The organism is Pseudomonas sp. GL93, assembly GCF_003408955.1.
Lineage (GTDB): Bacteria > Pseudomonadota > Gammaproteobacteria > Pseudomonadales > Pseudomonadaceae > Aquipseudomonas > Aquipseudomonas paracarnis.
Genome location: NZ_NKRF01000076.1, coordinates 224,439 through 243,763, shown reverse-complemented (window position 1 = coordinate 243,763; position 19,325 = coordinate 224,439). Strand labels below are relative to the sequence as shown.

Here is a 19,325-nt window from a genome sequence, read left to right as displayed (position 1 = left end):
TGCGTTGCGCTGATCGTGGTTTGATCATGGCCGCCGCCAACGTGCAGGCGCTTAAAGAATGCCTGTCGCCGGGCGTTTTCTTGATGTACACCGTGGATGTTCGACCTCTTCTTTGATGACAGGAGTTTCTCGATGAACCATTACGTGACCCCCGACCTGTGTGACGCCTACCCGGAGCTGGTGCAGGTAGTGGAGCCGATGTTCAGCAACTTCGGTGGCCGAGACTCCTTTGGCGGCGAGATTGTCACCCTCAAGTGCTTCGAGGATAACTCCCTGGTCAAGGCGCAGGCTGACCTGCCGGGTGCTGGCAAAGTGCTGGTGGTCGACGGTGGTGGTTCCCTGCGCTGCGCGTTGCTGGGTGACATGATTGCCGAGAAAGCCGCGAAAAATGGTTGGGAAGGGCTGGTGATCTACGGGTGCATCCGTGATGTCGACGTCATCGCCCAGACCGACTTGGGCGTGCAGGCTCTGGCCTCTCATCCGAAAAAAACCGACAAGCGCGGCCTTGGCGACCTGAACGTCCCGGTGACATTCGCAGGCGTGACGTTCCGCCCCGGTGAGTACATTTATGCCGACAACAACGGGGTGATCGTGTCACCCAGCCCGCTGAAAATGCCTGAATAAACTGCCGCAACCGATCGGGGTGAGGATGTTCGAAGAAGAAAACGCGCAATGGGGGCTGGTGCATGCCCTGGTGCTGGACGGTAAAGGCGGTGCGCGTTCGATTGCCCGGACTGAGCTCGACGATTTGCAGTTGCAGCCCCAGGAAAGCCTGTGGCTGCACTGGGATCGCAGCCATCCTCAAACCCAGACCTGGCTGCGCAAATCCAGCGGCCTGAGCGAGTTTGCCTGTGACCTGCTGCTGGAGGAGAACACCCGCCCACGCTTGTTGCCGCTGCCGGACGCCGAATTGCTGTTGTTTTTGCGCGGGATCAATCTCAACCCAGGCGCAGAGCCCGAAGACATGGTGTCGGTGCGCATCTTCGCCGCCGCCAACCGAGTGATCTCCCTGCGTTTGCGCCCGTTGCGCGCTACCGATGAGTTACTGGTGCAACTGGCGGACGGCAAAGGCCCCAAGACGGCGTCTGAACTCATCCTTTATATGGCTCAATACCTGACCAACAAAGTGCAGGATCTGGTCGCTGGCTTGTCTGAAATCGTCGATTCCGAGGAAGAAAAACTCGATGCCGACGAACGGTATACCCCGGAGCACGGCAGCGTTCTGCAGATCCGTCGAAGAGCCGCCGGACTCAAGCGCTTCCTGGCCCCCCAGCGGGATATTTTCGCCCAGCTGACACGAATCAAATTGGCGTGGTTCTGCGACGACGATGCCGACTATTGGAACGAACTGCACAACAGCCTGACCCGTTACCTGGAAGAGCTGGAATTGGCCAGAGAGCGCGTGGGGCTTGTGCTGGAGGCTGAAGACCGGCGCTTGAGCCTGCGCATGAGCCGCACCATGTACCGCTTCGGGATCATCACCGGGATCTTCTTGCCGATGAGTTTTCTTACCGGTTTGCTCGGTATAAATGTGGGCGGCATCCCGTTCTCTGCCAGCCCTTATGGATTCATGATTGCGTGCCTGTTGATGGTGTCTGTGGCACTGGGGCAATGGTGGCTGTTTCGACGATTGCGCTGGGTTTGACCTGAATATGACCTGAACGTAAGAAAGGGCCGATGTGACCCGATGAATTTTACCCTCGTCTTTTAAATCACTTGCGAGAGGTCTCTATGCACGATCCGTTCGAACAGTCTTTGCGTGACATGCTCAATGCTTCGCCATCCAACCGTGATGACGATGCCTGCCTGGGCCGCGTACTGAAAACCGCCAACCGTCAGGTAGGGGCGGGTGACCTGTTCGGTCTGCTCGGGCGTTGGTTGCCGGCGTTGATGATGGCCCTGAACAACGGTTCGGCCCATGTGTCACCGGTTTCCCGTCGTAAACCTCTTGCTAGCACTGCTGATAAGGCTGATTGAATATGGAACTTGATCTCTGGACCCAGAGCCTGGTCACCGCGATGACCGCATTGTGGACCAAGGTGGCGAATTTCATTCCCAACCTGTTTGGTGCCCTGGTCCTGGTATTGCTGGGTTTTGTCGTGGCCAAGTTGCTCGATACCCTGCTGTCCAAATTGCTCGCCAAACTGGGCCTCGATCGCCTGATGGCCGGCACTGGCCTGACCAAATTGCTCGGCCGCGCGGGGTTGCAGGTTCCGATTTCGACCCTGATCGGCAAGATCGTCTATTGGTTCGTTCTACTTATTTTTCTGGTTTCTGCAGCGCAGTCCCTTGGACTTGAGCGAGTTTCAGCTACGCTCGACATGCTGGCACTGTATTTGCCGAAAGTTTTTGGCGGCGCGCTGGTGCTGCTGGTGGGGGTTTTACTCGCGCAACTGGCCAACGGGCTGGTGCGTGGGGCCGCCGAAGGCGTGGGGTTGGACTACGCGGCAGGCCTGGGGCGAATCGCCCAGGGACTGGTGATCATCATCAGTATTTCTGTCGCGATCAGCCAGTTGGAGGTCAAGACTGACCTGCTCAACCACGTGATTGTGATTGTTTTGATTACCGTTGGTCTGGCAGTTGCGCTGGCCATGGGGTTGGGAAGCCGGGAAATTGCCGGTCAGATTCTTGCGGGAATCTATGTGCGTGAGCTGTATCAAGTTGGGCAACAGGTGCGTGTGGGCGAGGTCGAAGGGCAAATCGAGGAGATCGGCACAGTCAAGACGACCGTGCTGACCGATGACGGGGAACTGGTGTCGCTGTCCAACCGGATTCTCCTGGAGCAGCAGGTCAGTAGCCGCTAATCCGGCAAATCCTGCTAATGTACGCCGCCGCAAACCCGGGTGACCGGGTTGCAGCGGACATTGACCTGACTGTCGGCACGACTTGTTTTGAATAAAGCCCAAACGCTGTCCACGCGCTATGACCCCCGTGAGCTCTCTGATGAGGAGTTGGTCGCGCGCTCGCACACGGAGCTGTTTCACGTAACACGCGCGTACGAAGAATTGATGCGCAGGTATCAACGCACTCTGTTCAACGTTTGTTCAAGGTATTTGGGGAACGATAGAGACGCGGATGATGTCTGTCAGGAAGTGATGCTCAAGGTGCTATACGGCCTGAAGAACTTCGAGGGCAAATCGAAGTTCAAGACCTGGCTGTACAGCATCACGTACAACGAGTGCATCACGCAGTATCGGAAGGAACGGCGAAAGCGTCGCTTGATGGACGCTTTGAGTCTGGACCCCCTTGAGGAGGCGTCTGAAGAGAAGGCGCCGGCACCCGAGGAAAAGGGCGGACTTGATCGCTGGTTGGTGCATGTGAACCCGATTGACCGCGAAATTCTGGTGCTTCGATTTGTCGCAGAGCTGGAATTTCAGGAAATCGCTGACATCATGCATATGGGTTTGAGTGCTACAAAAATGCGGTACAAGCGTGCTCTTGATAAATTACGTGAGAAATTTGCGGGCGAGACTGAAACTTAGTGCGTAGCAAATATCTCTTACGTGTAGGCAAGTTCTGTTAGACTTGTCGCCGAGTTGTCCCCCGGTTTGTGGGACTGCTTTACAATCACCAGATGGGGATTTAACGGATGAAACTGAAAAACACCTTGGGCTTGGCCATTGGTTCTCTTATTGCCGCTACTTCTTTCGGCGTTCTGGCACAAGGCCAAGGCGCAGTTGAAGGCGAGCTGTTCTACAAGAAGCAGTACAACGATAGCGTTAAGCACATCGAAGACGGCTTCAACCCAGGCGCTCGCATTGGTTACTTCCTGACCGACGATCTGTCGTTGAATCTGTCGTACGACAAGACCAACCACACCCGTTCGAACGACGGCACTGGCAACCAGAAGATCAAAGGTGACACTGGCAGCCTCGTTGCTCAGTACCACTTCGGTCAGGCTGGCGTTGATAGCCTGCGTCCATACGTTGAAGGCGGTTTCGGCCACCAGAGCCGTGGCAACGTGCGCGCTGACGGCCACACCGGTCGCGATCAGACCACTTTCGCTACCATCGGTACCGGCGTGAAGTACTACTTCACCAACAACCTGTACGCTCGTGCTGGTGTTGAAGCTGACTACGGTCTGGACAACGGCAAGTGGGACTACTCCGCACTGGTCGGCCTGGGCGTGAACTTCGGCGGTAACGCTGGCGCAGCTGCTCCAGCTCCTACCCCAGCACCAGCTCCAGAGCCAGTTCCAGAGCCAGAAGCTCCGGTTGCTCAGGTTGTTCGTGTTGAGCTGGACGTTAAGTTCGACTTCGACAAGGCCGTTGTTAAGCCTAACAGCTACGGCGACGTTAAAAACCTGGCCGACTTCATGGCTCAGTACCCAGCTACCAACGTAGAAGTTGCTGGTCACACTGACTCCGTAGGTCCAGACGCTTACAACCAGAAGCTGTCCCAGCGTCGTGCTGACGCTGTTAAGCAAGTCCTGGTTAAAGACGGCGTTGCTCCTAGCCGTGTAACTGCTGTAGGTTACGGCGAATCCCGCCCAGTTGCTGACAACGCAACTGAAGCTGGTCGCGCTGTTAACCGTCGCGTAGAAGCGTCGGTTGAAGCTACCGCTCAGTAATTACTGAGTAGTAAAGAAAAGCCCGGCTCAGGCCGGGCTTTTTTTCGCCTGCGATTTGCTTCAGGCGCTTACCGCAGTGGCGATGCTAGCCATCTGTGCGGCTCCGGCAACCTGGCCAATCACCAGGATGGCCGGGCTCTTCAGCGCAAAAGCTTTTGCAGCTTCATGCATGGCCGTCAGGGAGCTGCGGCATTCGCGTTGTTGGGGCAATGAAGCGTTTTCGATCATTGCCACCGGCATATCCGCAGCCATGCCACCGTTGAGTAACTGCTCGCGGATTTCTTCCAGCTTCGCCACGCCCATATACACCACCAGCGTGGTCCCACCTTCAGCCAGTGCGCGCCAATTCAGACTGCTGTCATCCTGGGTATGCGCCGTGACCAAGGTCACTCCACGGCTCACGCCACGCAAGGTCAACGGGATATCGCACTGGGTCGCCCCGGCCAGCCCTGAGGTGATGCCATTGACCAATTCCACCTCGACTCCACGCTCGCGCAGCCAGGTTGCCTCCTCGCCACCGCGGCCAAAAATACACGGGTCACCGCCTTTAAGGCGTACTACGCACTTGCCCTGGCGTGCATAACGCAACATCAGGCGGTGAATGAAATCCTGCGGGGTAGAGCGACATCCCCCGCGCTTGCCGACGGTAATCACCCGAGCGCTGGCGCAGTGTTCCAGTACTGCCGGGTTGACCAGATCATCAATCAGCACGACGTCCGCTGCCTGCAGAGCCCGGACCGCTTTCAGGGTCAGCAACTCCGGGTCACCCGGTCCTGCGCCTACCAGCCACACTTTTGCGCTCATGTTGTTCCCCTTACACACTGATGGCGATTGGCTGCGGGTTGCTGGCCAAAAGACGTTTGATTTCCGGCACGCAGGAGCCGCATTGGGTGCCGCAGCCCAGGGCCTGTTTGAGGCCATCCAGGTCCAGGCCGCTGCCGATACCGGCACACACGGCGTTTTCGCTGACGTTCTTGCAGTTGCACACAATCTTGTTGCTGGCCGTGGTACCGCCCGGTGGAGCGCTCAAGGGCGCCAGCAACCAGCGCCGCAGTTGCTCGTCGGCCCGGCCTTCCAGCCATAGGCTTTGCAGCCAGTGACGGGCCAGGGTTTCGCCGGCCAGGCGCAGGGCGGTGATGCGACCTTTCTCGATTTTTACGCGCTTGCCGATTGAGCGGCGCGGGTCGTCATAGGCCATTACCGGGCCGTCGTTGAGGCCCAGCAGGTGGTCGATACGGGTCAACAGTTGCAGGTCGGGCGCCTCGGTATGCGCGGCGCGCACCAGTAGCGCGGGGCGTTCACGGCCAGCCAGGCTCAGGCTGACATAGGCAAAGGTTTCACACAGTGGACGCAGGGCTTCGAAGTGCTGCTGCACATCGCCTTCGATCAGCGCAAACAGCTGCCATGGCAGTTGCACTGCTTCCAGGCGCACACCGCTGTGCTTGAGCTCCGGCTGCTTGGACAAAGGGTCGAACGCCGGTTGAGTGACGGTATTAACGCCGCCCTTGAGAAAGCGGTCGCCCCAGTGCATGGGCAGGAACGCTTGGCCGGGGCGCACACTGTCATCGCTGCCGACGGCGACGATCACACTGCCGCGACGGCTTTTCAGGCTGACCAGGTCACCCTCTTTGAAGCGGTGGCGGCGCAGCTCATCCGGATGCAGGCTCAACAGCGCCTCACTGACGTGCCCGAACAACTGCGCGGCGGTGCCAGTGCGGCTCATGCCGTGCCATTGATCACGCAGGCGACCGGTGATCAGGGTCAGGGGAAATCGCGCATCGCGCTGTTCCTTGGCGGCGCGATAAGGCTCGGCGACAAACTGCGCCCGGCCAGTGTCAGTAGGGAAAATGCCGTCGGTGTACAAGCGCGACGTACCCGCTTGCGCACCCTCGGGAAACGGCCACTGCTGCGGGCCGAGCTGGTCGAGCAGGGCGTGGCTGATGCCGGACATATCCAGGTCACGGCCTTGAGTCAGTGGCTTGAATTCATCAAACAGCTGCGCCGCTTGCTCAAAGGCGAACAGGCTCGGCAACCCCGGACGCAGACGACGCTCCAGGCGCTGTGCGAAATCCACCGTGATCGCCCAGTCCGCGCGTGCTTCTCCGGGTGGGTTGATGGCGCGGCGCACGTGGGAAATACGCCGCTCGGAGTTGGTCACCGTGCCGTCTTTTTCACCCCAACTGGCGGCGGGCAGTAGCAGGTCGGCATAGGCGGCGGTTTCGGTGGTCCGAAACGCTTCCTGCAACACCACGAACGGGCACGCGGCCAAGGCGGCGCGCACTGAGTTCTGGTCGGGCAAGGATTGTGCGGGGTTGGTACAGGCGATCCACAGTGCCTTGATCTTGCCAGCCTGCACCTGTTCAAACAGTTCGATGGCGGTAAGGCCGGTGGTCGCCGGCAGTTGCTCCACGCCCCAGTAGGCCGCCACTTCAGCGCGGTGTTCAGGGTTGGCCGCGTCGCGGTGGCCCGGCAGCAAGTTGGATAGGCTGCCGGTTTCGCGCCCCCCCATGGCGTTCGGTTGGCCGGTCAGGGAAAACGGCCCGCAGCCCGGCCGGCCAATGGTCCCAGTGGCTAAATGCAGGTTGATCAAGGCACTGTTTTTGGCGCTGCCAGCGGTGGATTGGTTAAGCCCCATGCACCACAGCGACAAAAAGCTGCTGGAGGTGCCGACCCACTGCGCGCACAGGCGCAACTGTTCGACGCTGATGCCGCACAGCTGCGTGACCATCTGCGGCGTGTAGTCATGCACCAGGCGCTTGAGTTCGGCCAAGCCGTCGGTGTGGGCCTGGATAAACGCGCGGTCGATCCAGTCTTCCCACAGCAGTAAATGCAAAATCCCGTGGAACAACGCCACATCCGTTCCCGGCAAGATGGCCAAGTGCAGGTCGGCCAAGTCGCAAGTGTCGGTACGCCGAGGGTCAATCACCAGCACTTTCATCTGCGGACGTTGCGCCTTGGCTTGCTCCAGGCGTCGGAACAATACCGGATGGGCGTAAGCCATATTGCTGCCGACGATCATCACGCAGTCGCTGTTTTCCAAGTCCTCATAACTGCACGGCGGCGCATCTGCGCCCAGGCTGCGCTTGTAGCCGACCACCGCCGAAGACATGCACAGCCTAGAGTTGCTATCGATATTGTTAGTGCCCACCAACGCCCGCGCCAGCTTGTTGAAGCTGTAGTAGTCCTCGGTCAACAGTTGCCCGGAAATATAGAACGCCACACTGTCGGGCCCGTGTTCGGCAATGGTATCGGCGAATACGTTGGCCGCGTGTTCCAGGGCGGTGTCCCAGTCAGTGCGGGTGCGTGCCAGCTCTTTGCCCAAGCGTAGTTGCGGGTAAAGAGCACGGGCGCTCAAGTCGCCGGTCAGGTGCAGGCTCGCGCCTTTGCTGCACAACTTGCCGAAGTTGGCCGGATGGTTGGGGTCGCCTTGCACCCCCAGGATCTGCTCGCCGTCATGCTCGATCAGCACGCCGCAGCCCACCCCGCAATAACAGCAGGTGGACGCGGTGGTCTGGCGGTTCATCAACCCGCGTCCCGCAGGGCCAGCATCACCCGACCGTTTTCGACACGGGCCTGATGATGGTGGGCGCAGCCGACATCCGGGGCCTGGGCTTGGCCAGTCGCCAGGTCGATCTGCCAGTTATGCAGCGGGCAGGCCACCCGCTTGCCGTAGATCAAGCCTTGGGACAGCGGCCCGCCTTTGTGTGGGCAGCGGTCGTCGAGGGCAAAGACGTCATCGTCACTGGTGCGAAAAATCGCGATGTCACCTTTGGGCCCGCTGATGATGCGTGAGCCCAGGGTATTGATTTCATCGAGGGCGCAGATATCCAGCCAGTTCATAGCGAGACCTCCAGTTGTTTGACGGGGATCACGTCGAATTCCTTTTTCAGCAGCGGCTGTTCCAGGCGCTCCTTCCACGGGTCCTGCTCGAATGACAACGAGAACTGCAAACGCTCATTGAGGGCCTGGCGGCGCGCCGGGTCTTCCAGCACAGCTTTCTTGATATGCTCCATGCCCACCCGCTGCAGGTAGTGCACGGTGCGCTCCAGATAGAAGGCTTCTTCGCGGTATAGCTGCAGGAACGCGCCGTTGTATTCGCGCACTTGCTCGGCGGTTTTCACCTTGACGAAGAACTCCGCGACTTCAGTCTTGATCCCGCCGTTGCCGCCGATGTACATCTCCCAGCCCGAGTCGACCCCGATAATGCCTACGTCCTTGATGCCCGCTTCCGAGCAGTTGCGTGGGCAACCGGAAACCGCCAACTTGACCTTGTGGGGCGACCACATGTTGAACAGGTCATGCTCCAGCTCGATGCCCAGTTGCGTCGAGTTCTGCGTGCCAAACCGGCAGAACTCGCTGCCCACACAGGTTTTGACGGTGCGGATGGATTTGCCATAGGCATGCCCGGACGGCATATCCAGGTCCTTCCATACCCCTGGCAAGTCCTGCTTCTTGATACCGAGCAAGTCAATGCGCTGGCCGCCGGTGACCTTGACCATCGGCACGTTGTACTTGTCGGCCACATCGGCGATGCGGCGCAGCTCCGAAGGATTGGTTACGCCGCCCCACATCCGTGGGACCACAGAGTAGGTACCGTCTTTTTGAATATTGGCGTGGGCCCGTTCGTTGATCAGCCGCGATTGCGGGTCGTCCTTGGCCTCGCCCGGCCAAGTCGAAATCAGGTAATAGTTGAGCGCGGGGCGGCAGGTGGCGCAGCCATTGGGGGTGCGCCAGTTCAGGTAGCGCATGGTGCTGTCGATAGTCAGCAGGTGTTGCTCGCGGATAGCCTGGCGGATCTGCCCGTGATTGAGGTCGCTGCAGCCGCAGATGGCTTTTTCGCTTTTGGGTTTGACGTCCGCCGCGCCGCCCACGGTGTTGATCAGGATCTGCTCAACCAGCCCGGCACAGGAACCGCAGGAACTGGCGGCCTTGGTGTGTTTTTTCACCTCATCGACACTGAACAGCCCTTGTTCCTGGATCGCCTTGACGATGGTGCCCTTGCACACGCCGTTACAGCCGCAGACTTCGGCGCTGTCGGCCATGCTCATGGCTTTGTCCTGGCCTTGGTGGCCGACATCGCCGAGTGCATTTTCACCGAACATCAGATGATCGCGGATTTCACCGATGACGTGGTTCTCACGGATCTGGCGGAAATACCAGCCGCCATCGGCGGTATCGCCGTACAGGCAGGCGCCGACCAGGATGTCGTCCTTGATCACCAGCTTCTTGTACACGCCGCCAATCGGGTCGGAGAGGGTGATGGTCTCGGTGCCTTCGCCGCCCATGAAGTCGCCAGCGGAGAACAGGTCGATGCCGGTGACTTTCAGCTTGGTCGAGGTTACCGAGCCCTTGTAAGTGGCAAAACCCAATTGGGCCAGGTGGTTGGCGCAGACCTTGGCCTGTTCGAACAAGGGCGCCACCAGGCCATAGGCGATGCCGCGATGGCTGGCGCATTCACCGATCGCATAGATGCGCGGGTCGTAGGTTTGCATCGTGTCGTTGACCAGGATCCCACGGTTGCAGGGGATGCCGGACTTTTCCGCGAGTTCGGTGTTGGGGCGGATGCCGGCAGCCATCACCACCAGGTCGGCGGGGATGATGTCGCCATTCTTGAACTGCACCGAGCCGACGCGGCCATTGCCGGCATCGTGCAGGGCCTGGGTGTGCTCGCACAGGCGGAACACCAGGCCGCGGCTCTCCAGTTCGGTTTGCAGTAGCTGGCCGCTGGTCTTGTCCAGTTGCCGCTCCAGCAGCCATTCACCGATGTGCACCACCGTCACGTGCATGCCGCGCAGCATCAGGCCGTTGGCCGCTTCCAGGCCGAGCAGGCCGCCGCCGATCACCACCGCATGCTTGTGGGTCTTGGCGGTGTCGATCATCGCTTGGGTGTCGGCAATGTCACGGTAGCCAATCACGCCCTGCAACGTGTTGCCGGGAATCGGCAGGATAAACGGCGTGGACCCGGTGGCGATCAGCAGGCGGTCGTATTCGGCCTCGGTGCCGTCTTCGGCGATGACTTTGCGCTTGACCCGGTCGATCTGCACCACCTTGCGGTTGAGCAGCAGCTTGACGTTGTTGTTCAGGTACCAATCCAGGTCGTTGAGCACGATCTCTTCGAAGGTTTGCTCACCAGCCAGTACCGGCGACAGCAGGATGCGGTTGTAGTTGGTGTGAGGCTCGGCGCCGAACACGGTAATGTCGTACAGCTCGTTGCTCAGCTTGAGCAGTTCTTCAAGGGTGCGAACCCCGGCCATGCCGTTGCCGATCATCACCAGTTTGAGTTTTTTCATGTCGTTCTCCGCAATGGCTCGACAAATCGTGCGCAAACAAAAAAGGCATCCCCGCTAGTCAGCTAGCGAGGACGCCTTTGTCCTGGTCCCGTTCTCTCGGGAAGCTCGGCCCTTCGTCGTTGAAGGAGCGGCTATATGTGGGGTGTTGAGAACGTTAATGCAGCAGCTGTGCCAAGTCCCTATAGCCCAGGTTTACTGGGCGTTTACACAGAGAATCGGCGGATTCTGCCCGTTAGTGGTGCATCAACCAGTACAGCAGCACCAGATTGAGCAGCAGCGAAGCCATCGCCAGGGTCTGCCAGACTTTCAAGGGTTCGCGTTCGAGCAAGGGGCGTGGGCGTAGGCTCAATTCGCGGCGATCGGCCTGCTCCAGCACCAACAGCCATTCTTCGGCAGTTTCATAACGTTGGGCCGGGGCAGCGGTCACCGCTCGTTCCAGGCTGTGTGGCAACCACTCCGGCAAGTCGGGACGATAACGGCTGGCGCTGACGGGCTGGGAAAACCTGGGTCGTTGGAAGGCCTCGATTTCACCGTAGGGGTAATGCCCGGTCAGCAGGTAATACAAGGTCACGCCGACGCTATACAAATCCTGTTGTGCCGTAGGCTGCTCGCCAGCGAATGCCTCGGGCGCGATAAAACTCGGGGTGCCGGGCAGCAGGTGGGCACGGTCCTCGGAGAGCCCGGGGCAATAGGCCAGGCCGAAGTCCAGCACCCGCAGTTCGCCATCTTCTCCCAGCAGCAGGTTTTCCGGCTTGATGTCGCGGTGCAGGATCTGCCGGCGATGCAACAGGCCCACGGCGCGCAGCAAGCGCTCGGCAATGGACTGCCATTGCGCCAACGGCAACGGGCCATGCTGTTGGAACAGTTGGGCCAGGGTTTGCCCGGCGTATTCGCGCATTACGTAGTACAAATGCTGACGACCGCTGGCGGCATGCACCTCTGGAAAGGCACGGCCGGCGACCCGGCGCAGAAACCATTCCTCCGATAACAAGGCCTGGGCGGCGTCGGTATCGTCGCAACGCAACGGCAAGGTCTTGAGCAGCCAGGGTTGCCCCTGGGCGTCGTGCACGCGGTACAGCAACGACTGGCGACTCTGCGCCAGCACGCTTTGCACCTGCCAGCCTTCAAAGGTTTGCCCGACTTTCAGCGGTGGCGGCAGTGGCCATTGCTGCAACTGCACCAGGGCGTCGCCGAGGGTGGCCGCGCCGAGGTGGTCGATGCGCACCAGCAAGGCGCTGGCGTTGTCTTGGCTACCCGCCAGGTGGGCGGCGCTGACCAGTGTGTTGACGGCCAGCTCGAGGTCGCTTTGTTCGCGCAGGATCGCGCCGATGCTGTGATCGCCCAGCGTGGCCCACACCCCATCGCTGAGCAATAGGAAACTCTCGCCCTCGCGCAGTTGGCCATCGAGGAAGTCCAGCACCAGATGTTGATCCAGCCCGAGGGCGCGCTTGAGCACATGCTGCATGCCCGGTTGTTCCCACACATGGTCTTCGCTGATGCGTTGCAACTCGCCGTCAAACCAACGATACGCCCGGCAATCACCGACATGGGCCAGGGTGAAGCGCTGGCCACGAAACACCAGGGCGCTCAGGGTGGTGAGCAACGGCTGCCCGCCGCCGTTGGCTTGCAACCAGCGATTCTGCGCCAGCAACAGACGCTCCAGGGCCTGGGCCACGCCCCAGGTCTGTGGCGTGGCGTAGTAGCCCAAGGCCAGGGCCTGCACGGTCGAGCGTGCGGCCAGGCCACCGTCGGCGCACTGGCTGACGCCATCGGCCAGTGCGCACAGGTAGCCTTTGCTCGCGGCCAGTTCCGCCATGGGCGTGACCACCCGCAGCGCGTCCTGGTTTTCGCTGCGCGGGCCGATGGCACTGGCCTGGGCGACGCTCAGTCGTAGGCTCATCAGACGCGGGCGGCAGTCACGGCGGCCGAACCCCAAGTGGTTCTCCAGCGCCGCTTCACCCCATGCAGGCCGAACCAGGCCAGCACACCGAGGCTGGCGAACATCCATAGGGCCAGTTGATAGCTGCCAGTGCTCTGCTTGATGGCGCCCATGCCCGCCGCGAGGGCGAAGCCGCCGATGCCACCGGCCATGCCGATCAGGCCGGTCATGACGCCGATCTCACTGCGAAAACGCTGCGGCACCAATTGGAATACCGCGCCATTGCCGGCGCCCAGGCCGAGCATGGTGCAGACAAAAAGCGCCAAGGCTGCGTAGGAGCTGGGCAAGTTGAACCCCACTGCCGCAATGCAAATCACCGCCACGCTGTACATGCCGAGCAGGGTCTTGATCCCGCCGAACCGGTCTGCCAGGGCGCCACCCAATGGGCGCATCAGGCTGCCGCCGAACACACAGGCGGCGGTGTAGTAGCCGGCGGTCACCGGGCTCAGGCCATATTGGTCGTTGAAGTAGCCGGGCAGGGCGCTGGCCAGGCCGATAAACCCGCCGAAGGTCACGCTGTAGAAGAACATGAACCACCAGCTGTCACGGTCGCCCAGGGCCTTGAAGTAGTCGGCCATAGACTTGGCTTTCGGGCGTTGTGGCGCGTTGCGTGCGAGCCAGGCGAATACGATCAGGGTAAGGACCAGCGGAATCAGCGCAAAGCCGAACACATTGCTCCAGCCGAACGCAGCCGCCAGCACCGGTGCCAGCAAGGCGGCAAATACGGTGCCGGAGTTACCGGCGCCGGCGATGCCCATGGCTTTGCCCTGGTGCTCCGCCGGATACCACTGTGACGCCAAGGGCAGGGCGACCGCGAAGGACGCACCGGCCATGCCCAGGAACATGCCCAGCAGCAGCGCTTGTTCGTAGCTGTGGATCCCCAGTTTCCAGGCGCAGAACAGCGCCACGATCACAATCACCTGGCCAATCAGCCCGGCAGTCTTGGGCGACAGCTTGTCGGCCAGCATCCCCATCAAAAAGCGCAGCACCGCGCCCGCCAGGATCGGCGTGGCCACCACCAGGCCGCGCTGCTGGGTGGTCAAGTGCAAGTCAGCGGCAATTTGCACCGCCAGGGGGCCCAGCAGGTACCAGACCATGAAGCTCAGGTCGAAATACAGGAACGCGGCAAACAGGGTCGGGGTGTGCCCGGATTTCCAGAAGCTTGATTTCATCACGCACCTCAACGGTTGGGGGTCTAGAAACGAAAAAACGCCGCCACCGGGTTCGCGAGGGCAAACCGGGTGGGCGACGTCTTTGTCGTGAAGGGGCAACCGCCGTTGGCTACCTGTGATAATTCTTTAGCAAGAGCTGAGCCACATCAGCCGAGCAACTCGCTCATGGCAATAATCTGCTCCGCCACCTGGATCAGTTTCTGTTGACGGCTCATGGCCTGGCGGCGCATCAGGGTGTAGGCCTCTTCTTCGTTACAGCTCTTCATCTTCATCAGCAGGCCCTTGGCCAACTCGATGCGCTTGCGTTCGGCCAGTTGCTGGTCGCGGGCATGAAGCTGGGCGCGCAGGGCCTGGTCACTCTCGAAGCGCGCCATGGCCACATCGAGGATCGGTTGCAGGCGCTGGGCCTGGATGCCTTCGACGATATAGGCACTGACGCCGGACTTGATGGCCTGGCGCATCACATTCGGGTCGTGCTCGTCGGTGAACATCACGATGGGCCTTGGCTGATCGCGGCTGACCAGCACCACTTGCTCCATCACATCGCGCCCGGGTGACTCGGTATCGATCAGGATCACATCAGGGCGCACTGTTTCGACGCGTGCAGGCAGGTCGATGGTCAAGCCGGACTCATCGATCACCTCGAAGCCGGCCTCGGTCAATGCGGCCTTGAGGCGCCCGACTTTGCGCGGGGTGTCGTTGATCAACAGGATTCGCAGCATCGTCGGGCTCCTGTCAGCGCAGCGCTTGGCGATTGGCATCATCGGCCAAGGCGTGAAGGTGGAAGCTGCGGGCGTAGCCAGCGGGGTCGCTGCCGTCCCAGGTCTTGCCGTCGAGCAACTGGCTGCGGCGCATGTCCGAGTTGCCTGCGGTAATGCCCAGCGCGGCGGCTGCCTCACGATACAGCGCCAGTTGCTGCACCTGCCGGGCGACGCCTTGATAGTCCGGGTCTTCACGCAGCAAGCCCCAGCGCCGGAACTGGGTCATGAACCACATGCCATCGCTGAGGTAAGGCAGGTTCACCTCGCCGTCGGCGAAAAAGCGCAGTGCATGGGGATCCTGCCAGTGGTTGCCCAGGCCGTCGTCATAGTGCCCCAGCAGGCGTGGTTCGATGCAGGCCACAGGCGCATCGAGGTATTCACGGGCACTGAGCAACTGGGCGGTAGAGCGGCGGTTTTCACGGCTCTGCTCGCTAAACCGGCTGGCCTCGAGGATCGCCATGACCAGCATGCGCGCGGTATTGGGGTACGCGTCCACGAAGGCTTGGGTACAGCCCAGGACTTTTTCCGGATGGTCCGGCCAGATCGCCTGGCTGGTCGCCAGAGTAAAGCCCTGGTTCTGTTGCACTGCGCTGGCGCACCAGGGTTCGCCCACGCAAAGTCCGTCGATACGTCCGGCTTGCAGGTGCGCGACCATTTGCGGCGGCGGCACTACCACACTGTTCACATCCTGCAATGGATGAATGCCTTGGCTCGCCAGCCAGTAATACAGCCACATGGCGTGGGTGCCGGTGGGAAACGTCTGCGCGAAGGTCAGTTTTGTCCGGCTTTGGTGCACATGGCGCTTCAACGCCTCAGGAGTGATCACCCCTTGCTGTTGCAGGCTGTGGGACAGGTTGATGCCCTGGCCATTCTGGTTCAGCCCCATCAGCACCGCCATGGGGCTGGGGGCGACGCCGCCGATGCCCAGGTGTACGGCGTAAATCAGCCCATAGAGACTGTGGGCGGCGTCGAGTTCACCGCTGACCAGCTTATCGCGCAGGTTGGCCCAGGACGCCTGGCGCTTGAGGTTGAGTGTGAGGCCGTAGGGTTGGGCGAAGCCCTGGGTGGCGGCGACCACCAACGAGGCGCAATCGGTCAGGGCCATGAACCCAAGGTCCAGGCTGCTCTTTTCCGGGGCATCGCTGCCGTTTACCCAAGCCAGCGGATCGTTCATCAATACCTGCCTTTTCTGAAAAAAAAAGCGCCGTTTCCCAGCTTGGCGTATAGGCCATTGCAGGGGAACGACGCCTTTGTCCGTAGGCCCGTGCCGCCTTTGGTGCGGGCTTGATACAGAGTGCATAGCAAGGCACATGCCATGGGTGGGCCGGTGCAACTGGCCGTCAGCTTTCCATCATGATTGAACCTCGTGCGCCTCGCAGTATGGCCGCTTCTTCAGGCCAGACCGCCAGGCATACCCACGGTGCACGCTGATTACCTCGCAACCCTCAATTGCCGCTGGCTGTACAGCGCGCTGCTGTGCGCCGCGCTGTTGCTGGGCAGTGGCACGGCCTGCGGCGCGGTGTTGCCGCTCTACGCCGCCGCCGACGCGAGAAGCTCGGCGGTGGTGCTGCGGCACATTTCCGTTAATAGGCTGCGCGGCATCATGCGCCGTGCGGGGCTGGATGAACCACGCTACCCCCTGCGTGAACACGGCGCGGGTACGTTCTATGTGACCGGGCCTCCCGGCTATGTCGACCAGGTGTTGCGCCTCGCTCAACGGATGGACCGACCCCCTCGCAAGGTGCCAGAGCGCGCCCCGGTATTCGGCGTGGTGAAAGTGATCAATGTCCTCGTAGACGATCACCTGCAGGGCGCGGGTGCCAACAGGGTCCTTGCACCGGGCATGGCTTCAATGATCAAAGCTGGGCTATCCCAGGCGCAGAAGGACCAACTGGCCGATGGCCGCCTTGTGTTAATGGCTTATCCGGATACCAACAGTCTGTTGATCAAGGGGCCGCCTGGCCAAGTGAAGGTTATCGAAAAACGGGTGGCCGAGTTGGATGTCGCCCAGCCGCGGGATGAAACCTCGCCGGGGCAGGCGCACGCTGTCGGTGACGAGGTGCAACTGGCCGGCTCACCTCAGTTGACCGCCGCGCAATACGAGCACGTGCGACGTGCGTTCCTGCGAGCGGACCAAGAGTTTTCCCCCTGAAAAAGGCGTTTGTCCATGCACCTGGAAATACTGCTGCAGGAGCAACTGATCAGCCGCAAGCGTTTGGCCGCATTCGCACCAGGGAAGGTGCTGCCCTTGGACCCAGGCGTAACCCGCTGTGTGGAGGTGCGGGTCAATGGGCAACTGATGGCAGTGGGAGAGTTGGTGCAGTTGGAGGATCGGTTAGGGGTTGAATTGCAGGAAACCTTTCAGGAGTGGCTGCCGCTATAAGGGTGCGAGCGAATTATCTGACCGGCCTCGGCCCAAAAAAGGCAAATGAATAGGTTTTTTCCTAACGCAGGTACGGGGGCCGATTTTTATAGTCATGCCAATGGCAGATGAGTTGGTTCACACAGTATGGATTTGAATGTCGGCAGTCGACTACAGAGGTGCGTATGGCCGTCGTAATGGATGAAACGACGACGTCCCTGGTCTTCGCTCGTTGGACCTTGCACGGCGATGGCCGGTTGACGGGCGTGGAGGCGGATATTCAGTTGCCTCCCAAGGAGGGGCATGTGCTGCGGTTGCTGCTGGCCTCCGGCGGCGCGCTGATGACCAAGGATCGCTTGCTGGAACTGGCCTGGCCTCGGGGGGAAGTGGCCGATGAGTCACTCACGCGGTGTATCTATTCCCTGCGCAAGCACTTGAGGGCCGACAAAGGCTTTATCAAGACTATTTATGGCAAGGGTTATCGCTTTACATGCCCGGTCCGCACGGGTGATCAACCCAGGGCAGTGGTGCACGTGTGCGCCGTCTGTGGTCAGGCCAGCAATGTCCAGGGTTAAGGCATGGGGCAAAGGCCTGGCGCTCGGCGTATCGATGGGCTGCAACCCGGCATGGGCCTATTGCTGGGAAGAGGCGGCCAGCCGCCACGACCTTGAGCCGCAATTGCTGCAGGCTATCGCGTCGGTCGAATCGGGTTACCGGGCGCAAGCGATGAATTACACCAACCGCAATGGCACGCGGGACATCGGCTTGATGCAAATCAACAGCATCCACTTGCCTCGTTTGCTCAAGCAGGGCATTACCGAAGAACGGCTGTTGACTGAGCCTTGCCTGTCGGTAGAAGTAGGCGCCTCGATTCTTGCCGAATTTATCCAGCGCTTTGGCTACAACTGGACGGCGGTGGGGGCTTACAACGTGGGGCCTGGGCCCGGTCCTCAGCGTGAGGCATTACGCCTGCGCTACGCCGAAAGGATCTGGGTGCGTTATGAGGCGTTGATGGCGCAACGTCAATGAGATCGGGCGCGCCTCGCATGCAGGCCGCCACCCCGGCTATATCAGCGCCACCTTTTGCCGCCATCCGAGTCTAGCCCGCCCATGTATACCCTGGCCCGCCAGCTGTTGTTCAAACTCTCCCCGGAAACCTCCCACGATCTGTCTCTGGACCTGATCGGTGCCGGTGGCCGTCTGGGGCTCAATGGCCTGGTATGCAAGGCACCGGCGAAAGTGCCAGTGTCGGTGATGGGGCTCGACTTCCCCAACCCGGTCGGTCTGGCTGCCGGCCTGGACAAAAACGGCGCGGCCATCGACGGGTTTGCGCAACTGGGGTTCGGCTTTGTCGAAATCGGCACCGTGACCCCACGGCCGCAACCGGGCAACCCCAAGCCCCGCATTTTCCGGCTGCCGGAAGCGGAGGCGATCATCAATCGCATGGGCTTCAACAACCTCGGCGTCGACCATCTGCTGTCGCGAGTTCAGGCGGCGAAGTACACCGGCATTCTGGGTATCAACATTGGCAAGAACTTTGACACGCCCGTGGAACGTGCGGTGGAGGACTATCTGATATGCCTGGACAAGGTCTACGAACACGCCAGCTATGTCACCGTCAACGTCAGCTCGCCCAACACCCCGGGCCTGCGCAGCCTGCAATTTGGTGATTCCCTCAAGCAACTGCTCGAAGCCTTGCGCCAGCGCCAGGAAGACCTGGCCGTGCGTCATGGCAAGCGTGTGCCGCTGGCCATCAAGATCGCGCCGGACATGAGCGATGAAGAAACCGTCCTGGTGGCCCAGGCCCTGGTGGATTCAGGGATGGACGCGGTGATTGCGACCAACACCACCCTCAGCCGCGTGGGCGTCGAAGGCCTGGCCCATGGTGACGAGGCGGGCGGCTTGTCGGGCGCGCCGGTGCGGGACAAGAGCACCCATATCGTCAAAGTGCTGGCGGCCGAGTTGGCTGGGCGTTTGCCGATCATCGCGGTGGGCGGTATCACCGAAGGCAAACACGCGGCTGAGAAGATCGCGGCCGGCGCCAGCCTGGTGCAGTTGTACTCCGGCTTCATCTACAAAGGCCCGGCATTGATTCGCGAGTCGGTGGATGCCATCGCTGCCTTGCGCTGATCAGGCAATAATAAAAAGGGCTCCGTAAAGGAGCCCCTGGGCCGAAGCCCGCCGCCCGGATGGGGCGTGCGTGGTTAAGTCGCTACAAATTCAAAGATGTG

At 60.8% G+C, this 19,325-nt stretch carries 19 protein-coding genes; 11 read left to right on the top strand and 8 right to left on the bottom strand.

The window, feature by feature from the left end:
- Window positions 1–132: 132 nt before the first annotated feature.
- The 6 genes from rraA to CER19_RS15805 all read left to right on the top strand — a co-directional run bounded on the left by rraA (window position 133) and on the right by CER19_RS15805 (window position 4,570).
- Window positions 133–624 (top strand): ribonuclease E activity regulator RraA, encoded by a 492-nt coding sequence (gene rraA, locus CER19_RS15830; protein ID WP_014719488.1) that lies wholly within the window; start codon window positions 133–135, stop codon window positions 622–624.
- Window positions 625–649: 25 nt separating this feature from the next.
- Complete coding sequence (locus CER19_RS15825) at window positions 650–1,645, top strand: zinc transporter ZntB (protein ID WP_116667079.1); 996 nt, start codon at window positions 650–652, stop codon at window positions 1,643–1,645.
- A gap of 86 nt (window positions 1,646–1,731) precedes the next feature.
- Window positions 1,732–1,977, top strand: a complete 246-nt coding sequence (locus tag CER19_RS15820; RefSeq protein WP_014719486.1) for a hypothetical protein — start codon at window positions 1,732–1,734, stop codon at window positions 1,975–1,977.
- A 2-nt stretch (window positions 1,978–1,979) separates the two neighbouring features.
- On the top strand, window positions 1,980–2,804 hold the full coding sequence (locus CER19_RS15815; RefSeq protein WP_003193288.1) for a mechanosensitive ion channel domain-containing protein: 825 nt from the start codon (window positions 1,980–1,982) through the stop codon (window positions 2,802–2,804).
- 87 nt (window positions 2,805–2,891) lie between these two features.
- Window positions 2,892–3,482, top strand: coding sequence for an RNA polymerase sigma factor SigX (gene sigX, locus CER19_RS15810; protein ID WP_003193286.1), 591 nt, complete (start codon window positions 2,892–2,894; stop codon window positions 3,480–3,482).
- 107 nt (window positions 3,483–3,589) lie between these two features.
- Window positions 3,590–4,570 (top strand): OmpA family protein, encoded by a 981-nt coding sequence (locus CER19_RS15805; RefSeq protein WP_003193285.1) that lies wholly within the window; start codon window positions 3,590–3,592, stop codon window positions 4,568–4,570.
- 60 nt (window positions 4,571–4,630) lie between these two features.
- Here CER19_RS15805 and cobA read toward each other — a convergent pair whose 3' ends face one another.
- The 8 genes from cobA to CER19_RS15765 all read right to left on the bottom strand — a co-directional run bounded on the left by cobA (window position 4,631) and on the right by CER19_RS15765 (window position 15,906).
- Entirely contained in the window at window positions 4,631–5,374 is a 744-nt protein-coding gene (gene cobA, locus CER19_RS15800) for a uroporphyrinogen-III C-methyltransferase (RefSeq protein ID WP_116667078.1), read from the bottom strand.
- 10 nt (window positions 5,375–5,384) lie between these two features.
- Entirely contained in the window at window positions 5,385–8,093 is a 2,709-nt protein-coding gene (locus tag CER19_RS15795) for a nitrate reductase (protein WP_116667077.1), read from the bottom strand.
- Window positions 8,093–8,410, bottom strand: a complete 318-nt coding sequence (gene nirD / locus CER19_RS15790) for a nitrite reductase small subunit NirD (protein WP_116667076.1) — start codon at window positions 8,408–8,410, stop codon at window positions 8,093–8,095. The genes CER19_RS15795 and nirD overlap by 1 nt, the downstream gene beginning before the upstream one ends.
- The gene (nirB, locus tag CER19_RS15785; RefSeq protein WP_116667075.1) at window positions 8,407–10,860 is read right to left on the bottom strand and encodes a nitrite reductase large subunit NirB; all 2,454 of its coding nucleotides are present in this window, start codon (window positions 10,858–10,860) and stop codon (window positions 8,407–8,409) included. Before nirB ends, nirD begins: the two co-directional genes overlap by 4 nt.
- Window positions 10,861–11,092: 232 nt before the next feature.
- Window positions 11,093–12,760 (bottom strand): bifunctional protein-serine/threonine kinase/phosphatase, encoded by a 1,668-nt coding sequence (locus CER19_RS15780; RefSeq protein WP_116667130.1) that lies wholly within the window; start codon window positions 12,758–12,760, stop codon window positions 11,093–11,095.
- Window positions 12,760–13,971 (bottom strand): NarK/NasA family nitrate transporter, encoded by a 1,212-nt coding sequence (locus tag CER19_RS15775; protein ID WP_116667074.1) that lies wholly within the window; start codon window positions 13,969–13,971, stop codon window positions 12,760–12,762. The genes CER19_RS15780 and CER19_RS15775 overlap by 1 nt, the downstream gene beginning before the upstream one ends.
- A 146-nt stretch (window positions 13,972–14,117) precedes the next feature.
- Window positions 14,118–14,693, bottom strand: a complete 576-nt coding sequence (locus CER19_RS15770) for an ANTAR domain-containing response regulator (RefSeq protein WP_003193274.1) — start codon at window positions 14,691–14,693, stop codon at window positions 14,118–14,120.
- 13 nt (window positions 14,694–14,706) lie between these two features.
- Entirely contained in the window at window positions 14,707–15,906 is a 1,200-nt protein-coding gene (locus tag CER19_RS15765) for a CmpA/NrtA family ABC transporter substrate-binding protein (RefSeq protein WP_116667073.1), read from the bottom strand.
- A 246-nt stretch (window positions 15,907–16,152) separates the two neighbouring features.
- Between CER19_RS15765 and CER19_RS15760 the strand changes: the two genes are divergently transcribed.
- From CER19_RS15760 to CER19_RS15740, 5 genes are all read left to right on the top strand, one after another.
- Window positions 16,153–16,884 (top strand): secretin N-terminal domain-containing protein, encoded by a 732-nt coding sequence (locus CER19_RS15760; protein WP_116667072.1) that lies wholly within the window; start codon window positions 16,153–16,155, stop codon window positions 16,882–16,884.
- A 15-nt stretch (window positions 16,885–16,899) separates the two neighbouring features.
- Entirely contained in the window at window positions 16,900–17,115 is a 216-nt protein-coding gene (locus CER19_RS15755; RefSeq protein ID WP_116667071.1) for a FliM/FliN family flagellar motor switch protein, read from the top strand.
- Between the two features lie 164 nt (window positions 17,116–17,279).
- Window positions 17,280–17,669, top strand: coding sequence for a winged helix-turn-helix domain-containing protein (locus CER19_RS15750; protein ID WP_116667070.1), 390 nt, complete (start codon window positions 17,280–17,282; stop codon window positions 17,667–17,669).
- Complete coding sequence (locus CER19_RS15745) at window positions 17,656–18,123, top strand: transglycosylase SLT domain-containing protein (protein WP_116667069.1); 468 nt, start codon at window positions 17,656–17,658, stop codon at window positions 18,121–18,123. The genes CER19_RS15750 and CER19_RS15745 overlap by 14 nt, the downstream gene beginning before the upstream one ends.
- 81 nt (window positions 18,124–18,204) lie before the next feature.
- Complete coding sequence (locus CER19_RS15740) at window positions 18,205–19,224, top strand: quinone-dependent dihydroorotate dehydrogenase (RefSeq protein WP_116667068.1); 1,020 nt, start codon at window positions 18,205–18,207, stop codon at window positions 19,222–19,224.
- Window positions 19,225–19,325 lie beyond the last annotated feature (101 nt).

Coding starts and splice junctions, on each gene's coding strand:
- CER19_RS15745 (WP_116667069.1), top strand. CDS start 17,656: ATGTCCAGGGTTAAGGCATGGGGCAAAGGCCTGGCGCTCGGCGTATCG.
- CER19_RS15805 (WP_003193285.1), top strand. CDS start 3,590: ATGAAACTGAAAAACACCTTGGGCTTGGCCATTGGTTCTCTTATTGCC.
- nirB (WP_116667075.1), bottom strand. CDS start 10,860: ATGAAAAAACTCAAACTGGTGATGATCGGCAACGGCATGGCCGGGGTT.
- CER19_RS15770 (WP_003193274.1), bottom strand. CDS start 14,693: ATGCTGCGAATCCTGTTGATCAACGACACCCCGCGCAAAGTCGGGCGC.
- CER19_RS15820 (WP_014719486.1), top strand. CDS start 1,732: ATGCACGATCCGTTCGAACAGTCTTTGCGTGACATGCTCAATGCTTCG.
- CER19_RS15780 (WP_116667130.1), bottom strand. CDS start 12,760: ATGAGCCTACGACTGAGCGTCGCCCAGGCCAGTGCCATCGGCCCGCGC.
- CER19_RS15740 (WP_116667068.1), top strand. CDS start 18,205: ATGTATACCCTGGCCCGCCAGCTGTTGTTCAAACTCTCCCCGGAAACC.
- CER19_RS15765 (WP_116667073.1), bottom strand. CDS start 15,906: ATGAACGATCCGCTGGCTTGGGTAAACGGCAGCGATGCCCCGGAAAAG.
- CER19_RS15775 (WP_116667074.1), bottom strand. CDS start 13,971: ATGAAATCAAGCTTCTGGAAATCCGGGCACACCCCGACCCTGTTTGCC.
- CER19_RS15825 (WP_116667079.1), top strand. CDS start 650: ATGTTCGAAGAAGAAAACGCGCAATGGGGGCTGGTGCATGCCCTGGTG.
- CER19_RS15795 (WP_116667077.1), bottom strand. CDS start 8,093: ATGAACCGCCAGACCACCGCGTCCACCTGCTGTTATTGCGGGGTGGGC.
- CER19_RS15755 (WP_116667071.1), top strand. CDS start 16,900: ATGCACCTGGAAATACTGCTGCAGGAGCAACTGATCAGCCGCAAGCGT.
- rraA (WP_014719488.1), top strand. CDS start 133: ATGAACCATTACGTGACCCCCGACCTGTGTGACGCCTACCCGGAGCTG.
- nirD (WP_116667076.1), bottom strand. CDS start 8,410: ATGAACTGGCTGGATATCTGCGCCCTCGATGAAATCAATACCCTGGGC.
- CER19_RS15815 (WP_003193288.1), top strand. CDS start 1,980: ATGGAACTTGATCTCTGGACCCAGAGCCTGGTCACCGCGATGACCGCA.
- cobA (WP_116667078.1), bottom strand. CDS start 5,374: ATGAGCGCAAAAGTGTGGCTGGTAGGCGCAGGACCGGGTGACCCGGAG.
- CER19_RS15750 (WP_116667070.1), top strand. CDS start 17,280: ATGGCCGTCGTAATGGATGAAACGACGACGTCCCTGGTCTTCGCTCGT.